Annotated in this window: 13 protein-coding genes; 4 read left to right on the forward strand and 9 right to left on the reverse strand. The window is 58.7% G+C overall.

Features of this window, described 5'->3' with window-relative positions:
• Positions 1–58: 58 nt before the first annotated feature.
• The 6 genes from EQV24_RS03935 to nasR all read right to left on the reverse strand — a co-directional run bounded on the left by EQV24_RS03935 (position 59) and on the right by nasR (position 10,878).
• Positions 59–2,536, reverse strand: a complete 2,478-nt coding sequence (locus EQV24_RS03935; protein ID WP_130626217.1) for a nitrate reductase — start codon at positions 2,534–2,536, stop codon at positions 59–61.
• Positions 2,533–6,522, reverse strand: a complete 3,990-nt coding sequence (nirB, locus tag EQV24_RS03940) for a nitrite reductase large subunit NirB (protein ID WP_130626218.1) — start codon at positions 6,520–6,522, stop codon at positions 2,533–2,535. The genes EQV24_RS03935 and nirB overlap by 4 nt, the downstream gene beginning before the upstream one ends.
• Before the next feature lie 13 nt (positions 6,523–6,535).
• A complete protein-coding gene (locus EQV24_RS03945) occupies positions 6,536–7,324 on the reverse strand; it encodes an ABC transporter ATP-binding protein (RefSeq protein WP_013096250.1) in 789 nt (262 codons plus the stop codon).
• 9 nt (positions 7,325–7,333) lie between these two features.
• Entirely contained in the window at positions 7,334–8,215 is an 882-nt protein-coding gene (gene ntrB, locus EQV24_RS03950) for a nitrate ABC transporter permease (protein WP_095427518.1), read from the reverse strand.
• A 2-nt stretch (positions 8,216–8,217) separates the two neighbouring features.
• Positions 8,218–9,465, reverse strand: a complete 1,248-nt coding sequence (locus tag EQV24_RS03955) for a CmpA/NrtA family ABC transporter substrate-binding protein (protein WP_095427519.1) — start codon at positions 9,463–9,465, stop codon at positions 8,218–8,220.
• Between the two features lie 228 nt (positions 9,466–9,693).
• On the reverse strand, positions 9,694–10,878 hold the full coding sequence (nasR, locus tag EQV24_RS03965; RefSeq protein WP_129328040.1) for a nitrate regulatory protein NasR: 1,185 nt from the start codon (positions 10,876–10,878) through the stop codon (positions 9,694–9,696).
• Positions 10,879–10,950: 72 nt separating this feature from the next.
• Here nasR and EQV24_RS03970 point away from each other — a divergent pair, with 72 nt between their 5' ends.
• From EQV24_RS03970 to EQV24_RS03980, 3 genes are all read left to right on the forward strand, one after another.
• Complete coding sequence (locus tag EQV24_RS03970; protein WP_013096245.1) at positions 10,951–11,304, forward strand: DsrE/DsrF/TusD sulfur relay family protein; 354 nt, start codon at positions 10,951–10,953, stop codon at positions 11,302–11,304.
• A 106-nt stretch (positions 11,305–11,410) separates the two neighbouring features.
• Positions 11,411–13,195, forward strand: a complete 1,785-nt coding sequence (locus EQV24_RS03975) for a methyl-accepting chemotaxis protein (protein WP_020690904.1) — start codon at positions 11,411–11,413, stop codon at positions 13,193–13,195.
• 212 nt (positions 13,196–13,407) lie between these two features.
• Entirely contained in the window at positions 13,408–13,647 is a 240-nt protein-coding gene (locus EQV24_RS03980; RefSeq protein ID WP_013096243.1) for a DUF1883 domain-containing protein, read from the forward strand.
• A 41-nt stretch (positions 13,648–13,688) separates the two neighbouring features.
• On the opposite strand, the gene EQV24_RS03985 is transcribed toward EQV24_RS03980, so the two are convergent.
• Together EQV24_RS03985 and chaB are read right to left on the reverse strand one after the other, a co-directional pair.
• A complete protein-coding gene (locus EQV24_RS03985) occupies positions 13,689–14,384 on the reverse strand; it encodes a gamma-glutamylcyclotransferase (RefSeq protein WP_095452691.1) in 696 nt (231 codons plus the stop codon).
• 177 nt (positions 14,385–14,561) lie between these two features.
• The gene (gene chaB, locus EQV24_RS03990) at positions 14,562–14,792 is read right to left on the reverse strand and encodes a putative cation transport regulator ChaB (protein ID WP_013096240.1); all 231 of its coding nucleotides are present in this window, start codon (positions 14,790–14,792) and stop codon (positions 14,562–14,564) included.
• Positions 14,793–15,062: 270 nt separating this feature from the next.
• Between chaB and chaA the strand changes: the two genes are divergently transcribed.
• On the forward strand, positions 15,063–16,163 hold the full coding sequence (chaA, locus tag EQV24_RS03995; protein WP_013096238.1) for a sodium-potassium/proton antiporter ChaA: 1,101 nt from the start codon (positions 15,063–15,065) through the stop codon (positions 16,161–16,163).
• A gap of 87 nt (positions 16,164–16,250) precedes the next feature.
• Here the strand turns inward: chaA and kdsA are convergent, their stop codons facing one another.
• Positions 16,251–17,105, reverse strand: a complete 855-nt coding sequence (gene kdsA, locus EQV24_RS04000) for a 3-deoxy-8-phosphooctulonate synthase (RefSeq protein ID WP_013096237.1) — start codon at positions 17,103–17,105, stop codon at positions 16,251–16,253.

Below are 17,105 nucleotides of genomic sequence, written 5' to 3' on the forward strand. Positions count from 1 at the left end.
CGCAAATTTCAGGAATATCCTGAACATTATTGTCGCCTTACCCGACACTCTTAGACCATTATCCAAACAGCCCTTTCAGCTCCGGCACGCAGGAGCCGCAGTTGGTGCCACACCGTAGTTTCGCCCCCAGCGCTGCAACGGAATCGCACCCGCCGACAATCGCCTCCCGTATCGCATTTTCCCCGACGCAGTAACAGCTGCAGATAATGCGTCCCGGATCGACACTCTCCCCCGCGCCCGCGCCGTTCAGGAGCGCATGCCGCTCCGCAAGCGTCTCTGGAGCCCGACGGAAAGCCTCTTCAATAGTCGCATGCGCCAGCGCTGGCAACGTAGTCCCTTCCCAGAATCCGAGCATCAGCTCGCCGTTATGCCATGCCAGTACGCTGCTGCGCGCATCCGTTCGGGCAAGTTGCAGTTGCCAGCCCTGCTGTTCAGCATAATCTTTCACCCACGGCATCAACGGTTCGTCAGCCGCCACCGTCAGGCGTGAGGCTTTGCGCCACCAGTGTACCGAAGGCGGCAGTTCCGGCAGCACACGGGCATACAGCTCTCCCTGCCATTCAGGCTGCCATGGCATGATCCTGACGGCGGTCTGTTTACTCTCCGGCTGGCCAGACTGCGGATCGCAGCGCCCTGCCACCAGCGTATTAACCTTTCCCTGACGGGCAAACTGCGCATTCCAGTGCATGGGCGCGAATACTTCACCTTCCCTTTGTCCATCGTTGATACGTACTTTTGCCACCATCACTCCACGCGGAGAACTGATCCGTGCCAGTTGCCCGTCGCAAAGGGCGAAACGCGCGGCATCTGCAGCGCAGATCTCAACGCAGGGCTCAGAGATATGCTGCATCAGCCCGGGAACATATCCCGTACGGGTCATGGTATGCCATTGATCGCGGATGCGTCCGGTATTCAGCAGCAACGGATATAACGCATCTGGCGCCGCGCCGTGCGGACGCGGGTCAACGGGCACCACATTCCGGTGGGGAAAATCGCCCGCCGCCCACTGATAAGGCTCAAGCTGATCCCAGTCCTCACGGGTAAGCCCCGCCAGCGCATGCAGATTAAACGCCCGTGCCCCGTCATTCTCAAACGCCGACAGTGCCGCATGTTCACAAAAAATCTCCTGCGGATGTTCCCAGGCAAAGGCCTCACCATAGCCCAGCTGTTTCGCCACCTGGGCAACAATCCACCAGTCCGGTTTTGCCTGGCCCGGGGCTGCCAGAAAGGCGCGCTGGCGCGAGATCCGCCGTTCGGAGTTAGTAACCGTGCCGTTTTTCTCTCCCCAGCCCAGCGCCGGGAAACGAATATGGGCGTAGCGGCTGGTGTCAGTCTCCTGCATCACCTCAGAAACAATGACCAGCGGACAGTTCGCCAGCGCCTGGCATACCGCGTGACTGTCCGGCAGCGAGACAGCCGGATTGGTGCCCATGATCCATACCGCCTTCACATCACCGCGGGCAATGGCGTCAAACAGATCAACGGCCATCAGGCCCGGCGTTTGCGCCAGCCGTTCGGTTCCCCAGAAACGCGCCACCCGCGAGAGATCGTCCGGCTCGAAGTTCATGTGCGCCGCCAGCTGATTCGCGAGTCCCCCCACTTCCCGTCCCCCCATCGCGTTTGGCTGGCCGGTCAGCGAAAACGGCCCGCAGCCCTGACGGGAAAATTTCCCGCTGGCAAGATGAACGTTAATGATGGCGTTGCACTTGTCGCTGCCGCTGGAAGACTGGTTGATCCCCATGGTGTAGAGCGTAATGGCACGCGGCGCCGTGAGGAACCAGTCGTAAAACGTGGCAATCTCCTGTGCATCAAGACCACAAAACCCGGCCACGCGGGCAATCGGCCAGTCGTCGGTACCCTGGATCAGGTTGAGCAAACCGACAAACAGCCCGGCGTCACTGCCGGGCGCGAGCGCCAGATGCAGGTCGGCGATATCACAGGTGGCGGTTTTACGCGGATCGATCACCACCACTTTCATCTGCGGATTGTTTTGCCGCGCCTGAACCAGCCGCTGATAAAGCACCGGATGCGTCCATGCCGCGTTTGAACCCACCAGCACCACCAGATCGCTGTTCTCCACGTCCTCATAGCTGCACGGCACCACATCTTCGCCAAATGCGCGCTTATAGCCTGCTACCGCCGACGACATGCAGAGCCGCGAGTTGGTATCGATGTTCGCCGCGCCGATAAACCCTTTCATCAGCTTATTGGCAGCGTAGTAATCCTCGGTGAGTAGCTGGCCGGAGGCGTAAAACGCCACCGCCTGCGGCCCCCAGGTGTCGATAATCGCCCGCAGCCGCTCGCCGGCCGCGCTTAACGCCTGCGGCCAGTCCACCTCCAGCCCGTCCACCACCGGGTGCAGCAGCCGCCCCTGCAGGCCCGTGGTTTCACCTAACGCCGCGCCTTTGACGCACAGCCGTCCAAAACTGGCGGGATGGTGTTCATCGCCGCGCACCGTGACCTTGTCGCCCTCAACCCGGGCCACCACGCCGCAACCGACGCCGCAGTACGGGCACGTTGTTCGGGTTTCATTCATGATGCCTCCGCACGGACCAGCAACGCGTCGTTCCCCACCCACACCTTGCCGTTTTCGATTTTCACCGGCCAGGCGCGCACCGCAGGCTCACCGTTATCCACCTGGCAGCCGTCGCGCAGGCGAATACGCTGTTTATAGAGCGGCGAGATAACCACCGGCTCACCCGCCGCATCGCCAAGAATACCGCGTGACAGCACGTTCGCATCGCTGCCTGGCTCCTGATCGTCAAGGGCATAGACCGATTTGCCAAAACGGAACAGCGCGATCGGCTTACGCCCCAGCCGGGCGCCGATCCCCGCCTGCTCAGGGATCTCATCCAGACCGCAAATTTCCTGCCAGCGTTTACTTTCTTCCGTCGCCGGACCGTTCACCGCCGTGCGGAACAGCGCCAGACGGTTCGGATCGTTAAGCGTGGTCTGCCATTCGCACTGATACGTTTCCACCACACGGGCCATCTCCTGCTCCAGCTCGTGCGCAATACCGAGGCTATCGTCGAGGATCACCTCCCGCAGATAGTCGAGACCGCCTTCAAGGTTGTCCATCCAGGTGCTGGTCCGCTGCAGGCGATCCGCCGTGCGAATGTAGAACATCAGAAAACGGTCGACGGTACGGATCAGCGTCTCTTCATCCAGATCGCTGGCGAAGAGATCCGCGTGTCGCGGCTTCATGCCGCCGTTGCCGCACAGATAGAGATTCCAGCCCTTGTCCGTGGCGATCACGCCGACATCTTTGCTTTGCGCCTCGGCACACTCGCGGGTACAGCCGGACACCGCCATTTTGATTTTGTGCGGCGCGCGCAGCCCCTTGTAACGGTGCTCCAGTTTGACCGCAAGGCCGGTGGAGTCCTGCACGCCATAGCGGCACCAGGTTGACCCGACGCAGGATTTCACGGTACGCAGGGATTTACCGTACGCATGCCCGGTTTCAAATCCGGCCTCCACCAGCGCCTGCCAGATCTCCGGCAGCTGCTCCAGCGTGGCACCAAACAGGTCAATACGCTGGCCGCCGGTGATCTTGCTGTACAGCCCGTAGCGCTTTGCGATCTGCCCGATAGCAATCAGCCCGTCGGCCGTTACTTCCCCGGCGGGCATGCGCGGCACGATGGAGTACGTTCCGTCCTTCTGAATATTGGCAAAGTAGCGGTCGTTGGTGTCCTGCAACGGCAGATGCGCCGGTTTCAGCAGGTATTCGTTCCAGCAGGAGGCCAGCACTGACCCCACCAGCGGTTTACAGATCTCACAGCCGTGCCCTTGGCCGTAGCGGCTAATCAGCTGGTCGAAGGTACGAATATGGTTGACGCGCACCAGGTGGTATATCTCCTGACGCGAGTACGGGAAGTGCTCACAGATATCTTTTTTCACCTCCACGCCCTGCTCAGCCAGCTGGAACTCCATCACCTGTTTCACCAGCGCGCTGCACCCACCGCAGCCGGTCGCCGCTTTAGTGCACTGCTTGATGGCACCGATCTCCGTCGCACCGGCGCTCACTGCCTGGCAGATATCGCCTTTGCTGACGTTATGACAGGAGCAGATCTGCGCGCTGTCCGGCAGCGCCGCCACCCCCAGCGCTTTTGGCGCGCTACCGGAGAAGGCTGGCAAGATGAGCGTTTCAGGCTCTTTTGGCAGGCTGATTCCGTTAAGCATCATCTGCACCAGCGTGGCGTATTCGCTAGCATCCCCCACCAGCACGCCGCCGAGCAGGGTTTTGTTGTCATGGCTGACGACAATTTTTTTATAGATTTGCTGCGGGCCGTGGGTCCACTGATAGCTCAATGCCCCCGGCGTACGGCCATGGGCATCCCCAAACGAGGCCACGTCCACGCCCAGCAGCTTAAGCTTGGTGCTCATATCCGCGCCGGTGAAGGATTTCTCCTCACCCGCCAGCGTGGCCGCCGCCACGCGTGCCATCTGGTAACCCGGCGCCACCAGACCGAAGATTTTACCTTCCCACAGCGCACATTCCCCGATGGCGAAGATGTCCTTGTCTGAGGTCTGGCAGGCGGTATCAATGCAGATCCCGCCGCGCTCGCCGATCGCCAGGCCGCTGCTGCGCGCCAGCGCATCCTGCGGGCGGATCCCGGCAGAGAAGACCACCATATCGGTGTCCAGCTGTTCACCGTCGGCAAAACGCAGGACCAGTCCGTCGTCGGTGGCCGCAATTTCAGTGGTGGCTTTGCTGGTGTGAACCCCGACGCCGAGCGCTTCTATTTTTTTACGCAGCATCGCCGCGCCGTCGTTGTCGAGCTGTACCGCCATCAGGTTGGGGGCAAATTCCACCACGTGGGTTTCTAGCCCCAGCTGTTTGAGGGCGTTGGCCGCCTCCAGCCCGAGCAGGCCACCGCCAATGACCACGCCGCGTCGGGATCCCTTCGCATGCGCGGCAATGTTATCGAGATCGTCCAGCGTACGGTAGACAAAGCAGCCCGGCAGCGTGTTGCCCGGCACCGGCGGCACAAACGGATACGAGCCGGTCGCCAGCACCAGTTTGTCCCAGTGGATTTCGTGACCGCTGGCGGTACGCACAACGTGCGCGTCGCGATCGATGGCGACAATTTGCTGCGACAAACGCAACTCTATGCCGTGTCTGGCAAAGAAATCGCCCTCCACCAGCGAGAGGGACTCCGCGCTGCGGCCGCCAAAATACTCTGAGAGATGGACGCGGTCGTAAGCGGCATAACGCTCTTCGCCAAAGACGACAATCTGGTATTGCTGATGCAGATTGCGGTTTACGCAGTCTTCAAGAAAATGGTGGCCGACCATACCGTGCCCAACCACCACCAGAGTAGGTTTTGTCATAGCGTTCTGTCCTGCAACCTGCGGTTGCGTCGTAGTGAATCGATCGAACAGCCAGTCCACGTGTGCGGGCGCAGCCGTTGCCAGTAAATCGGTAAATGTTGCCGCGTTGCGGCAATCTCCCATCAGCAGTACGCCAGCCAGCGCACCGCGATGAATCAGTAAGCGACGGTAGTGACGGGTCAGCGGATCCCTCGCGTCCCAGACCGTATCCTCCGGTTGCGCCGTTACGCGCCCGGCGCTGAAGAGCTCCACACCGGTGACCTTCAGGCGCATCCCGCTGTCGGTATGGGCAAAAGGCACTGGGGCGTCCCCTGCCAGCCGGGCGGCGAGAATGTCCGCCTGTGCCAGGCAGGGGGCAACCAGGCCAAACGTCTGACCGTCGATTTCGCAGCACTCCCCAATGGCGCTAATAGCCGGGACGGAGGTCTGCATCTGCTGGTCGACCACAATGCCACGGGCGCAGTGAATACCGCTGGCGCTTGCCAGGGCGATGTTGGGCAGTACGCCGGTAGCCAGCACCACGCGCGCGGCGCTAACCTGGCGTCCGTTGAGCAGCGTCACTGAATCCGGCGCGATTGCCGCGATCCCTGACGACAGCTCGCAGCGTACGCCGCGCTCCGCCAGCGCAGCCTCCAGCAGCAGCCCCGCCTGCCGATCCAGCTGTTGTTCCATCAACCACGGTCCGCGATGCACCAGCGTGACGTTGTCACAAGTTTGTGCCAGCGCCGCTGCCGTCTCAACGCCCAGCACGCCACCGCCCAACACCACCGCTGGCCCCGGGATCTGCGCAATGGCTCGCGTATCCTCAAGGCGGCGGAAGGTAAAGACGTGTGGCGCATCGCCCCCGGGGATCGGCGGCACGAACGGTATCGACCCGGTGGCGAAGACCAGTTCATCCCACGCCAGCGTGGTCTGCGCGGTACGGATTTCCCGTTTCGCCACGTCCACGGCGAGCACCTTTTGCCCCCTGAGCACCGTGACGCCGCGCTCGCGGTACCAGTCATCGTCCTGCAGGCGGATCTGTTCCGGACGTTTTTCCCCACCCAGCACCGGCGAAAGCTGGATGCGGTTGTACGCATGCTCAGGCTCCTCACCCAACACGGTGATCGCGAAGCGGCCAGGCGCACGCCCGGTCAGCGAGGCAATCAGCCGTGTTGCTGCCATTCCATTGCCGATAATGACCAGTCGCATCGTGGTGCCCCCACTACGCCGCTTTGGGCTGTTTTTCATAGAGGAAATGGAGGATCTGCTGGCGCATGTGGTGGTAGCGGCTGTCGTCCGCCAGCTGCACCCGGTTACGCGGACGCGGCAGGTCAACCTCCAGGATTTCGCCGACGGTCGCCGCCGGGCCGTTGGTCATCATCAGCACGCGGTCAGAGAGCAGCACCGCTTCGTCCACGTCGTGGGTGATGAGCACAATGGTGGTGTTGAGCGCCTGCTGGATTTGCATCACGGAGTCCTGCAGATGGGCACGCGTCAGGGCATCCAGCGCGCCAAACGGTTCATCCATCAGCAACACTTTCGGCTTCATCGCCAGCGCACGGGCAATGCCCACGCGCTGCTTCATGCCGCCTGAGATCTCCCCCGGGCGTTTATGCAGGGCGTGCCCCATCTGCACGCGATCGAGGTTGTGTTCAATCCACTCACGACGCTCCGCCTTGCTCATGGTGTGGCGGAACACCTGATCGACCGCCAGCGCAACGTTGTCGAAACAGGTCAGCCACGGCAGCAGGGAGTGGTTCTGAAAGACCACCGCACGTTCCGGTCCCGGACCCGCAATTTCACGGTTGTCACAAATCAGTCCCCCTTCCGTCGGCAGGGTGATCCCGGCGATCAAGTTCAGCAGCGTTGATTTGCCGCAGCCGGAGTGGCCAATCAGGCTCACGGTTTCCCCTTCGTGGATATCAAACGAGACGTTCTGCAGCGCCAGAAATTCACCGCTGGCGGTAGAAAAACGCTGGCTTACGGCCTGGACCTGAATGATTGGTTTCATATTCGCTCCTTATTTTTCCTGCCAGCTAAAGCGACGGGCGATCAGTATCAGCCCCTGCTCCAGCAGTAACCCGACCACGCCAATGATGACGATGGCGATGAGAATGTTTTCGACGTTGAGGTTGTTCCACTCATTCCAGATCCAGAAACCGATCCCTAAGCCGCCTGTCAGCATTTCGGCGGCGACAATCACCAGCCAGGCGATACCGATGGAAAGACGTACCCCGGTCAACACCGCCGGCAGCACCGCCGGGAAGAGGATCCGACGCAGAATGGTCCACTCAGAAAGCTGCAGCACGCGGGCGACGTTGAGGTAATCCTGCGGAATACGGCGTACCCCTTCGGCGGTATTAATCACCATTGGCCAGATCGAACAGATAAAAATGGTCCAGCTGGAAGCCGGCTCTGCTTTCTGGAACAGCAGCAGGCCGATAGGCAGCCAGGCCAATGGGCTGACCGGGCGCAGCAGCGCAATCAGCGGGCTGAACATGCGTGAGAAAAAGGTGAAACGGCCAATCAGAAAACCGAGCGGGATACCGACTAACGCGGCCAGGCCAAAGCCCACCGCCACGCGCTGCAGGGAGGCAAGCACATTCCAGCCGATCCCCATGTCGTTTGGCCCGTCGCGATAAAACGGATCGGCAAACAGCGTGATGGCAGAATCCAGCGTGCTCAGCGGCGTCGGGAAGCCTTTGCTGTTGATTGCCGCCAGTTGCCAGAGCACCACCAGCAGCCCCAGCCCCAGCAGCGCCGGAATGATACGCTGGAGCAGGTCGTTAATCCGGCGGGCAATCGCCGGAGGACGACGGCGAACCTGAACCGGTGGCAGGGTAATCACCTCGCCACTCACCGGCGTCTCGTGTTTTACTTTCGTGCTGTGCAGATGCTGCATAATCAGGCCCCTTTACGGTGAATAGCGAAGCGGTTGGCATAGCCTTCAGGATCGGTACCGTTCCAGACGGTGCCGTCCATCAGGGTGCTACTGCGTAGTGGTGAAGTCGGTGTGGTAATGCCCCCCACCGCGGTGGCGGCATCCTGCCAGACCGCGGTCTGGTTAATGCGCTGCGCGATGCCCGCGTAGTCCGGCGCGGCTTTGAGCAAACCCCAGCGGCGGAACTGGGTTAAAAACCACATGCCGTCGGAGAGATACGGGTAGCTCACAGCCCCCTCGTTGAAGAAACGAATCGGATGCGCGTCCTGCCAGCGCGTGCCCACCCCGTTGTCGTACTCACCCAGCATCCGTCCGGTGAGGTACTGCTCTTTGGTGTTCAGCCATGCGCGACGCGAGAGGATCTGCGCCGTTTCACGTTTGTTTTCCGGTGAAGCGTCGATCCAGCGCGCGGCTTCCAGTACTGCGCTCACCAGCGCCCGCGCGGTGTGCGGATTTTTCTCCACCCAGTCGCGACGGGTACCGAGGATTTTTTCCGGGTGGTCAGCCCAGATAGACTGCGACGTTGCAGCGGTAAAACCGATGCGATCGTTAATGGCCCGGGCATTCCACGGCTCGCCGACGCAAAAGCCGACCATATTGCCAATACGCATGTTCATCACCATCTGCGGCGGCGGTACCACCACGGTGCGAACATCGTCAAACGGGTTAATGTCCGCACTGGCCAGCCAGTAGTAGAGCCACATGGCGTGCGTGCCCGTCGGGAAGGTATGCGCGAAGGTGTACGTGCCCGGTGCCTGCTGACCAATCAGTTTCTTCAGCCCGTCGAGATCGCGAACGCCCTTCTCTGCCAGATCGGCAGAGAGCGTAATCGCCTGGCCGTTCTGGTTGAGGGTCATCAGATTCGCCATCTGCTGTGTCTTACCAGCGATCCCCAGTTCCAGTCCGTACAGCAGACCGTAAAGAATGTGCGCCGCGTCCAGCTCCCCCGCGACTAACTTATCGCGCACGGCCGCCCAGCTCGCCTCTTTGGTGGGCACGATGGTAATGCCATGCTTTTTATCGAACCCTTTCAGCGCCGCGATGACCACCGGAGCGCAGTCGGTCAGCGGGATAAACCCGATGCGCACCGTCTCCTGCTCGGGTTTATCCGAGCCTGCCGCCCACGCGGCCTGCATGACACCCGGTAACAACATTGCACTGCTCGCCAGCACGCTGGCCTGCAAAAACCGCCGTCTCGACAAATCCGCCATGACCACTCCTGAAAAAAAGACAAAAAAAAGCGCCCGACAGTGCCGAAGCACCGCTGGACGCCTTTATCCCGAAGACTGATGCACCGCCGTTGGCGCACCGTCAAAATTGGTTACTGAAATAATGCAAAGCGAATGCCAGGTTTTAATGCCTTGTTTTTATGGCTTTTGCCCCACTGGCTCTGCAAAAACGCACCTCAATCAGGCACAACGTGCCCACTGATTGTGCAGCTACTCCTTAGGGGTTAGCTGCCACAATCGCTTCACGGTAAGCAGCGCGCGGGCGATATCCACCATGCGCTGGTTCTTGTCCATCGCCATTTTGCGCAGCGCCGTCCACGCCTGTTCCTCACTCATATTGTGGTGGGTCATCAGCACGCTTTTGGCTTTATCAATGGTCTTGCGCTCTTCCAGCGTATCGCGCAGCGTCGCGAGCTGGCGGGAAAGCTGTTCTATTTCACGAGCCTGCTGGCGAACCAGCGGCAGCAAAGGTTTATCCGGATAAAGCGCGAGCGGATCGTCATTCTCATCGGCACTTACCGGATGTTTAGGGTCATGATGGATACGCTCATCAACCGCCAGCATCAGGTCGGCGATAACCATCTCCTCCAGGGTGCGCAGGTGCTCAAGACGCGACGTTTGCAGGGCGAACCAGTTCAGCGCCGTATCGCCATTATCCGCAGCAGGCTGGCGGGTACAGGCCACACGCCGGAGTTGCTCTGTCTCGCGGTCGGGCTGGCAGTCCCGGGAAAAGGTGCTCTGCACATCCGCCGGGCTGTGGCTTAAAAAGATCTCAAAACAGGCCTGCTGCCCGTCAATGCGATCCACCAGCCTCTGACGGGTGACATCATCAAAAAAACCCTGCGTGAAGCCAATAGCCCCCAGCGCCCGCTCTTGTCCCGCCAGCTCTTTGCCCTGCATCAGGCTGTAGAGGGCAACAAAACGCCCCGCCAGATGCGGATCGTCAATGCTGTCGTTGAGCTGCGGCACGATACTGAGCAGATGGCGAAGCATGCGACAGTAATGCTCCATCGCCTGCGGAGCGGTAACGGTTTGTTGGTTCACCCCTTCTCGCAGGGCGGGGAGTGATTCAAGGCTCTGCAACGCAGCGGCGATGCGCTCACACACGGCGCTGCCCGGCACTGGGGAGTGTCTATCCAGAATGCCATACAGTATGGTGAGATTTTCATCCACCAGCGCCCGGCTGGCTTTGCATTCGGGGGCATAGAGCTTACCCTGTGAGCAGAGCCAGACGTTTGATGCACCGCGCTCGCACTGTAGCATATGCACCAGTTGGCTAATGCCATTCACCAGTACGCCCAGCTGTGCCAGTTTGCTGAGCTGCTCCTGACGCAACGCCTTTGCGCGCTGGAGCCATTCGGTTGCACCCGACGAATTGCCAGCCATTAATGTCATGCTTACTCTCCCGGATAACCCTACCTGGGAGAATGAAGCAATATTCGTGCCTTAATATAAACAGGAGTTAACATGCAGAAGATTGTGATCGTCGCCAACGGGGCGGCCTACGGCAGCGAATCCCTTTTTAACAGCCTGCGTCTGGCCATAGCATTGCGCGATAACGCGAGCGAGCTGGAGCTGCGGATCTTTTTGATGTCCGACGCGGTCACCGCCGGTCTGAAAGGCCAAAAACCGGCAGAGGGCTACAACATTCAGCAGATGCTGGAGATCCTGACGGCGCAAAACGTGCCGGTTAAGCTCTGCAAAACCTGCACTGACGGGCGCGGTATCACCGGGCTGCCGCTGATTGACGGCGTGGAAATTGGCACACTTGTCGAGCTGGCCGAGTGGACGTTAGCCGCCGATAAAGTATTAACTTTTTAATAATAAACCCGTAAAAATATTATTTTCTTATGGACGCGGTTTCAGCATCAAGTTTACCTGCGGGGTTGCCGATAGGCATGGAAACAACACAGCAGGTATTTCACATATGTTTAGATCGATTCGTGCTCGCATCATTGCCGCGACGACAGGCTGCCTGGTCGTCGCCCTTCTTCTCAATACCGTCATTAATTTCCAGGTCACGCGCCAGGATAATCAGCAGTCGCAGCGTGACATTCTGACCAGCACCAGCGCCAGCCATAACATGGCGATTGCCGACTGGGTGAAAAGCAAAATGACGGTCATTACCTCCGCCCAGAGCGTGGCGTTGAGTGACGACCCGGTACCGGTCTTTAAACAACTCGCCCAGGCGGGAGGCTTCACCAACGTCTATGTGGGCTATGCCACTAAAACGGCGAAATTCTCTGAGCCTGCGGGCGTGCCTGCGGATTATGACCCGACCATTCGCCCCTGGTATCAGCAGGTGGTCAGCCAGGACGGACCGGTGGTGACCGCGCCTTACGTGGATGCCGGAACCGGAAAACTGGTGGTAACATTTGCGGTACCGGTAAAAGAAAACGGGACCCTGAAAGCGGTGGTGGCGGGCGACGTGGCCATGGATAGCGTGGTGGCTAACGTGCGCGGCATTCACCCGACCCCGGCCAGCAGCGGGTTACTTCTGAACAGCGACGGCAGCGTTATCGCCGCCAACGATCCGGCCCTGACGTTAAAACCGTTTGCAGAGACCATTACCGGCACCGATTTAGCGACCCTGAAAAGCGGTGAACCGGTTGATGGCACATTTGACGGCGGTGATAAAACCCTCGTCGCCACGGCCGTTCCGGGAACAAACTGGATGCTGGTGGTCGCGCTCGACAATAACGACGCCACCTCCGGCATGCGCTCGCTGCTGAAAGCCTCGGCACTCTCGTTGGTGATCCTCGCCCTGCTGAGCGGCGCGCTTGTCCACATCCTGATTGCCCGCCTGCTCAAGCGGTTGTCCGATATCCGCGACGCGATGCATAACATCGCCAACGGTACCAACGACCTCTCCCAGCGCCTGCCGGAGAGCGGTAACGACGAAGTGGCGCAAATCGCCCAGGCGTTTAACGCCTTTAGCGATAAGCTCTCGGTGGTGATGATCCAGCTGCGTGACGCCAGCGCCTCGGTGAAAAATGCCGCCCAGGAGATCGCGGCTGGCAACCAGGATCTCTCCGGGCGTACCGAGCAGGCAGCCTCCAGCCTGCGTGAAACCGCCAGCGCCGTAGAGCAGATCACCGCGTCGGTGACCCAGTCAAATGAGTCCGCGGCAGAAGCGAATGAACAGGCCAGTAAAGCCTCCGCTGCGGCCTCACGCGGCGGTGAGGTCGTCTCTCAGGCCATCAGCACCATGCAATCCATTGAAGTGGCTTCGGCAAAAATTGGCGATATCACCAGCGTGATTGATGGCATCGCCTTCCAGACCAATATCCTGGCGCTGAACGCCTCGGTGGAAGCGGCGCGCGCCGGTGAGCAGGGCCGCGGGTTTGCCGTGGTGGCAGGCGAAGTACGTAACCTGGCGAGCCGCAGCGCCCAGGCGGCGAAGGAGATCAAATCGCTTATCGACTCCACCACCGACAGCGTGGCAACCGGCTCCCGCTATGTACATCTGGCCGGGGAAAGCATGGATGAGATCCGCGCCAGCATCGGCAGCGTCTCGGGTATCATGCGTGAAATTTCCATCGCCACCAGCGAGCAGATGAAAGGCATCCATGAGATCAACCATGCTGTCACGCACCTCGACAGAATGGTGCAGCAGAACGCTGAACTGGTGGTGCAATCCGCCGCAGCCGCCAGCGCCCTGCAGAGCCAGGCGGGCGACCTTGCTGAAACTGCCGGACATTTCCGCATTTAATTTTCTTCTGGCGCGCCTTGACCGTGTAAATGCGCGCCAGCTGAATGCTTTCAGGTATTTTGTCATTTTTGTTTAAACGTTATGCCATTTTTTGATCAAAATCAGCATCCCGACGCTCCCCCTTTGGTGTTATGCCATGAGTGAATTGTGAACAACATCACGCTCGGAAATGGCAGCAGGGAGAGCGTTGTTTAAGACTACGGGGTAAATAAATGGCACTGGTAAAAACAAGTTTGAAACTGTTTGGCGGGGATACGGTAGTGGTGCGTTGTTCAGAGCGCTGCCGTATTCATTTGATGAGTGCGAAGGCACAAAAACAATCGCAGGCAGATATCCTGACCGTGCAGGATGATAAGGCGTGGCTAACCGTCCCTTATACCGGCACATGGGATGTCCTGATTGACAGCCATAGTCAGTCACTCGAACACTCAGTCAGCTACGTGGCCGCTTAAAAACAGACGCCCGGTCTGCACTCTCGCAGCCGGGCGTATTATCAGGCAAAACCCGGACGCAGCGGGTTATTCAGCGGATTTCCTTCCAGCAGCGCTTTCACCTTCGCTACCAGCTCATTCAGACACTCGTCCTGCATGCCGAGGCGCGTCAGTTCCTGATCGAGTGAAAACAGATACTGCGCGTTTGTGCCGAGCGGTCCACTGGCCGCCGCAATCAACGGCGCGATCACCTGCGTGCGGGTATCCGCTTCATACAGGGGATGGCGCGGATCCATAATAAACACCAGCGCGTTGACGGAGCGTCCGTCATCAAGTTCCAGCTTGCACCAGCTTGGCATATAGCAGCCGGTGATCATCTCGCGCTTCCAGAGCAGCGTCAGCTCCTCTTCGAGGGTGGCATCCGGCAGTCGATACGCCACCCCCGTGGTGCGTCCGCCCTCTTTCAGTGCAAGCATACGTCCCGGCTGACAGGCACTTCCGCGTCCGGCGGTTAATCGCAGACAAAATGCGCGATGCCACCCCGGGAGCGTACCTGTCGCCGATTCGACAAATTCCAGAGCCGGGTTCCACATCAGCGAACCGTAGCCAAAAATCCATACCGGGCCATCATCCGGGCGGCAGGCAAGCGTGGCAGCGAGCGACGCCGCACGTTGTTCAGCTGACCAGAGAAGCGATTCCTCAATAGCACCAAATGCCGTCTTACAATCTGCCTTCATTAAGAAATCACGCGTTAACACTTTACACCTCCGCCACTGCATGCTTCCTTGCGACATCTGTAATTCACCTTCCCGGCATTATCTACTGGTCATTTTGCCAGCAGTTGAATAACGATAAGCAATTCGCGGGCCAGTTGCAATACAACGGCAGTTCAACCGCCTGAAAAGTCAAAATGAAGGCAGCTTATTATTTTACGGCTATTTCTTTTTATGCCATTTATCATCGTCTCCTTTCTCGTAGTCATGTTTTACTGCCGCCCAGGCCACTTTATGCGCCGTCTCTTCCCGGCTGGCATCGTCCCGACGATCGTCTTTATCTTTGTATTGATCCCAGGCGCTGTTAAACGCCTCTTTATAGATATCCTGCGCATGTGCGGGCAGTACGTTTTGCACGTTATCGGGTAAATCGCGTTTCGTTTTATATGGCATCACTAACCTCTCTTTTGCTTAAAAAGATAAGTGTGGACGACGATGCTGCAAGCTGCCAGTCGCGGATCAATTTTGAAGAATGAATGAAGTTAATTACATGTTATTTAATATGTATTAATAAAAAATATGACATTATGAGTGCCAGGAGATGTAAAACAGGATTAGGGTAAAATTAAGTAAAAGATAAAGGGTATTTAACAGAGATCTGTTAATGTAATGACCTCAAAATTCTATCTATAATTACAAGCACCTGCATTGATGGAGAAGCACATGACAGCAGCACACGAGGCGGTAAAAACCCGCCACAAGGAGACGTCGCTCATTTTCCCGGTTCTGGCACTGGCTGTGCTGCTCTTCTGGGGAAGCAGTCAGTCACTGCCAGTGGTGGTTGGTATCAATATTCTTGCGCTGGTAGGGATTTTAACCAGTGCCTTTAGCGTGGTTCGCCATGCCGATGTCCTGGCTCACCGTCTGGGCGAGCCGTATGGATCGTTAATTCTCAGCCTTTCCGTTGTGATTCTTGAGGTCAGCCTCATTTCCGCGCTGATGGCGACCGGCGACGCCGCGCCAACCCTGATGCGCGATACGCTCTATTCCATCATTATGATTGTGACCGGCGGTCTGGTGGGTTTTTCACTGTTGCTGGGCGGCCGTAAGTTCGCCACCCAGTATATGAACCTGTTTGGCATTAAACAGTATTTGATCGCCCTGTTCCCGCTGGCGATTATCGTGCTGGTTTTCCCGATGGCGCTGCCGGGAGCAAACTTCTCTACCGGTCAGGCGCTGCTGGTCGCATTGATTTCCGCCGCCATGTACGGCGTGTTCCTGTTGATTCAGACCAAAACGCACCAGAGTCTGTTTGTGTATGAGCATGAAGATGACAGCGACGACGATGACCCGCACCATGGCAAACCATCTGCCCACAGCAGCGCGTGGCACACGGTTTGGCTGATCGTACATCTGATTGCGGTTATCGCCGTCACCAAGATGAACGCCAACCCGCTGGAGACACTGTTAACCGAGATGAATGCCCCGGTGGCCTTTACCGGCTTCCTGGTGGCGCTGCTGATCCTCTCGCCGGAAGGGCTGGGCGCGCTGAAAGCGGTGCTGAACAATCAGGTACAGCGCGCCATGAACCTGTTCTTCGGCTCGGTACTGGCGACCATTTCGCTTACCGTTCCGGTGGTGACGCTGATTGCCTTTATGACCGGTAACGAGCTGCAGTTTGCGCTGGGCGCGCCGGAGATGATTGTGATGGTAGCGTCACTGCTGCTGTGTCAGATTTCGTTCTCAACCGGGCGCACCAATGTGCTCAACGGCGCGGCGCATATGGCGCTGTTTGTGGCGTATCTGATGACGATATTTGCGTAGTTTTATCTGGTGCGGGCTGATGCCCTCACCCCAACCCTCTCCCACAGGGAGAGGGAGAAAAAAAACCCGCCGAAGCGGGTTTTTTTATTAATTGCTGGTATCCAGCTCGTCGAAGCTCTTCACCAGATCGTCAATCGCTTTGATCTGTTTCAGGAACGGCTCCAGTTTGTCCAGCGGCAGCGCGGACGGACCGTCGCATTTCGCATTCGCCGGATCCGGGTGCGCTTCAATGAACAGACCCGCCAGGCCGGTCGCCATACCGGCGCGCGCCAGTTCGGTCACCTGCGCACGACGGCCGCCAGACGCGGCACCAAACGGGTCGCGGCACTGCAGAGAGTGGGTCACGTCAAAGATCACCGGAGACTGGTTAGAGACGTTTTTCATCACGGTGAAGCCCAGCATATCCACAACCAGGTTGTCGTAACCGAAGTTGGAACCACGGTCGCACAGGATCACCTTGTCGTTACCCCCTTCGATAAACTTATCGACGATGTTCCCCATCTGGCCTGGGCTCACGAACTGCGGCTTCTTCACGTTGATGACCGCACCGGTTTTGGCCATCGCTTCCACCAGGTCAGTCTGACGAGCCAGGAACGCTGGCAACTGAATAACGTCAACCACGTCAGCCACAGGCTGCGCCTGAGACGCCTCGTGAACGTCGGTGATCACTTTCACGCCAAAGGTCTGCTTCAGTTCCTGGAAAATTTTCATCCCCTCTTCCAGGCCCGGGCCACGGTAGGAGTGAATGGAAGAGCGGTTGGCTTTGTCAAAAGAGGCTTTAAACACGTACGGGATGCCCAGCTTCTGGGTCACGGTCACGTAGTGCTCGCAGATACGCATGGCGAGATCGCGGGATTCCAGCACGTTCATACCGCCAAACAGCACGAACGGCAGGTCGTTTGCCACGTTGATATCACCAATGCTAACCACTTTTTGTTTCAT

The organism is Enterobacter sp. A8 (assembly GCF_004296595.1).
GTDB lineage: Bacteria > Pseudomonadota > Gammaproteobacteria > Enterobacterales > Enterobacteriaceae > Enterobacter > Enterobacter cloacae.